This window comes from Treponema sp. UBA753 (assembly GCF_002297325.1).
Taxonomy (GTDB): Bacteria; Spirochaetota; Spirochaetia; order Treponematales; family Treponemataceae; genus Treponema_D.
This window is the reverse complement of record NZ_DBKJ01000053.1, coordinates 1-2,779: the sequence shown is the minus strand read 5'-3', so window position 1 is coordinate 2,779 and position 2,779 is coordinate 1. Positions and strand designations below refer to the sequence as shown.

General features: G+C 34.2%; 4 protein-coding genes. All 4 read right to left on the bottom strand.

Annotated elements, in window-relative coordinates:
• Positions 1-518 (bottom strand): hypothetical protein (locus B4C08_RS04665; protein WP_296663486.1); only part of this gene is annotated, 518 nt, incomplete at its 3' end.
• Positions 519-526: 8 nt separating this feature from the next.
• Positions 527-1,210, bottom strand: a complete 684-nt coding sequence (locus B4C08_RS04660; protein ID WP_296663484.1) for a FliG C-terminal domain-containing protein — start codon at positions 1,208-1,210, stop codon at positions 527-529.
• Positions 1,211-1,212: 2 nt separating this feature from the next.
• Positions 1,213-1,776, bottom strand: coding sequence for a hypothetical protein (locus B4C08_RS04655; protein ID WP_296663481.1), 564 nt, complete (start codon positions 1,774-1,776; stop codon positions 1,213-1,215).
• Positions 1,777-1,837: 61 nt separating this feature from the next.
• Positions 1,838-2,716 (bottom strand): C40 family peptidase, encoded by an 879-nt coding sequence (locus B4C08_RS04650; RefSeq protein WP_296663478.1) that lies wholly within the window; start codon positions 2,714-2,716, stop codon positions 1,838-1,840.
• Between the last annotated feature and the right edge of the window lie 63 nt (positions 2,717-2,779).

The window sequence follows — 2,779 nt, the reverse complement described above, 5'->3', positions numbered from 1 at the left end:
TCAAAGACAAGGGATTTTTCCTTGAGGCGCGGAATTTCTGTTTCATAGTGCGGCTGCTCATTTTTGCCACGGGAAAATTCTGTAAAGGTAATTTTGAGCAAAAGATTTTCCGTGTCCGTGGTGATTTTTGCCTTGATAAAGTCCTTTTTTATTTTGCGCGAGTCGTAAAAATTTTCGCGGTTAAACTTCATCCTGTTCTTATAATTCCGATATATCAGAACCTTCGCCATTTCTTCTGCGGAAAAATCTTCTTTCTCAATGTCTGCGTAAAAAATATCTTCCGCGGAATTTTTAAGATATTGCTCAGCCTTGTAAGGAAACTCTACAAATTCTTCCGAATAGCCCATGCCTGGTTTGCACACAGAAAGGGGAAGCCACTTGTTTTTCTCAAAATCAAAATATTCATCCTGCTTTACGTAATCATTTTTTAATCTTACAGGCAGGATTTTTGATTCTGCTTCAAATGGCACAAAATCGGCGGATGAAAATTTTCTATATAATAAGTCTGTTGTAACCATCGCGCGCCTTACTCCCAATAAGAGCTGACTACAATTTCACCTTTACCCGAAAGCGCGATGACTGTTTTTATCATTTCATCACGGGCCGCATTTACGTCATCCGGTCTGACAGGACCAAAGAATTCCATATCTTCTTTAACACTGTTTGCAGCGCGTTTTGACATATTCCTGAAAATCTTTTCCTGAATATTCTCCGGCGCGTTTTTCAAAGCCATTGCAAGCGTGTCCCGAGCTGTTTCCCGCAGAATCATTTGGACTGAGCGGTCGTCAAGATTAGAAATCATGTCAAAGGTAAAAAGATTTTTTTCAATGCACATGGCAATAAGCGGATCTTTTTCAAAAAGCTCGTTTGTAGAAACCAAAAGCTTATCCTTCTGGCTGGAATTTAAATTCTCTGAAACAGAAGCGCACAACGTTTTTCCAAAAAATCCGCTGTCCTTTAATACCCTCATCGCCTCCGCGACAATCTCCGGGTCTGTGATTTTTTTGCCGGAAAGATTTTTGTAGACCTCTCTGACTTTGCTCTGTACCGGTTCCGGGAGATTCAAGAGCGCTTCTTCCGCCTGTTTTTGTCCCATATAAACAAGAAGTTTTGAAAGCGTTTTGACATAGCCGCCTGTAACATAATCAGTTAGAATTGCGGCTATTTTTTGATGCGTGTCCTCAAAACTTTTTAACACTGCATTTGTCATGATTATTTTGCTTTTGACTTTTCTTTATTCCAAAGGTCATAATCAATTTCAAATATTCTTACAACATCTTTTTCTGATTTAAGAAATTCTCCTTTATATTTTTCATAATATTTATTAATAACTTCTTCTGATTTATGAAATTCTTCTTTATGTTCTTCGTAATATTTATCAGCTGCATCCTGCCATTTTACCGGAGTAAACCACTCGCCGGTTATTTTATGAAGTGCAGATTGGTTATTGCTATCATAAATGAGCTTATATTTTTGAGGATTTATTAAAAAGCAGACCTTGCTTTCATAGCTGTAAGCATTATAAGGCGATTCTGCCCAGCCGCTATAAGTGCCATTTTGAATATTTTTTCTGTTGTCCCACAGATTTTTACAAAAATCGTCTGGCTTCACTTTTTTTGCTAATAACCAATGAAGTACATGCCATTCAGTACCAAGATTTAAAACGCAATCCTTAAATGATTCATAGGCATCATGTTCAATTGCCTCCATAAGCCACTTCCTGTAAATAAGCTTTACAGAAATATTGAATTCCCTTTTAAAATCTTCGCTATCCATAATTTATTCTCCGGAATTAAATTTTATAAACATTTTGTCATGTGATTCCATGACAAATACTCTATTCTGCGACTATTATGGCTTCAACAATTTCTTTGGATGAAGGGATAATTCGTCCACAGGAATTATAATGTGTTTTCCAATACGGTTCATCTAAAGCACTTATAACAACTCCTGTACGAGGACCTTCACTAGCCGAATTAATAAAGATATTTCTTCCATTTAAAACTCCTTTTCCTTCATAAATTCCAAGATATATTCCAACATGATCAATCCTTCCGTATGCACGAAAAAAAACAAGGTCACCAGGTTCAATATCTGAAAAAGAAATTTTCTTAGCAACAGCATATTGATTACGCGCTGTACGTGGAAGAATAATACCTGCTCCATTTTTTGCCGAATACTGAACAAAAGAAGAACAATCTAGCCCCATTTCAGGATCTTCTGATCCAAGAATATATGGGATGCCTCTCAAAGTAAGACTATAATTAATGAAATTTTGACGCATAGCAGAAAGTTCTTCTATATTCATATTTTTATAATCAAATAAATAATTTGATTTTTTATTTTTCAAACCTCCTTGGTTATATTTAAATATATTTTGTAATTGAAAAATCATTTTATCTATGCTTATACCATTTTTTAATGCAAACTTTTTTACCTTTAACCAGTTATGTCTTATAAAACTAGAAGCATTTTTCTTTGCCTCTTGTGTTTTAAAATAAATTGTTCTAGTTGTGCTATTCTTTATAACTAAACGATTTATTTGCATATCGACATTTTCAAAACGGCCTCTCATATTTGGAAAAATGGATCTTAAATTATCAACAAAAATAGTTTGGACAGTAGATATTATCTCACGAGTATTTATATCAAAATAATAGATAACAGCACTCAGTAAAATAAAAAATAGAATGCACATCTTTAAAATTTTTTTCATAATTCTTTATAATTCTAAAAAAACAATACTATAGTACGTTCTGATTGATAATAAATTTTGCAT

What these genes read in the sequence shown, in the direction of transcription:
- B4C08_RS04650 (WP_296663478.1), bottom strand. Translation starts at nt 2,716, where the DNA reads ATGAAAAAAATTTTAAAGATGTGCATTCTATTTTTTATTTTACTGAGT.
- B4C08_RS04660 (WP_296663484.1), bottom strand. Translation starts at nt 1,210, where the DNA reads ATGACAAATGCAGTGTTAAAAAGTTTTGAGGACACGCATCAAAAAATA.
- B4C08_RS04655 (WP_296663481.1), bottom strand. Translation starts at nt 1,776, where the DNA reads ATGGATAGCGAAGATTTTAAAAGGGAATTCAATATTTCTGTAAAGCTT.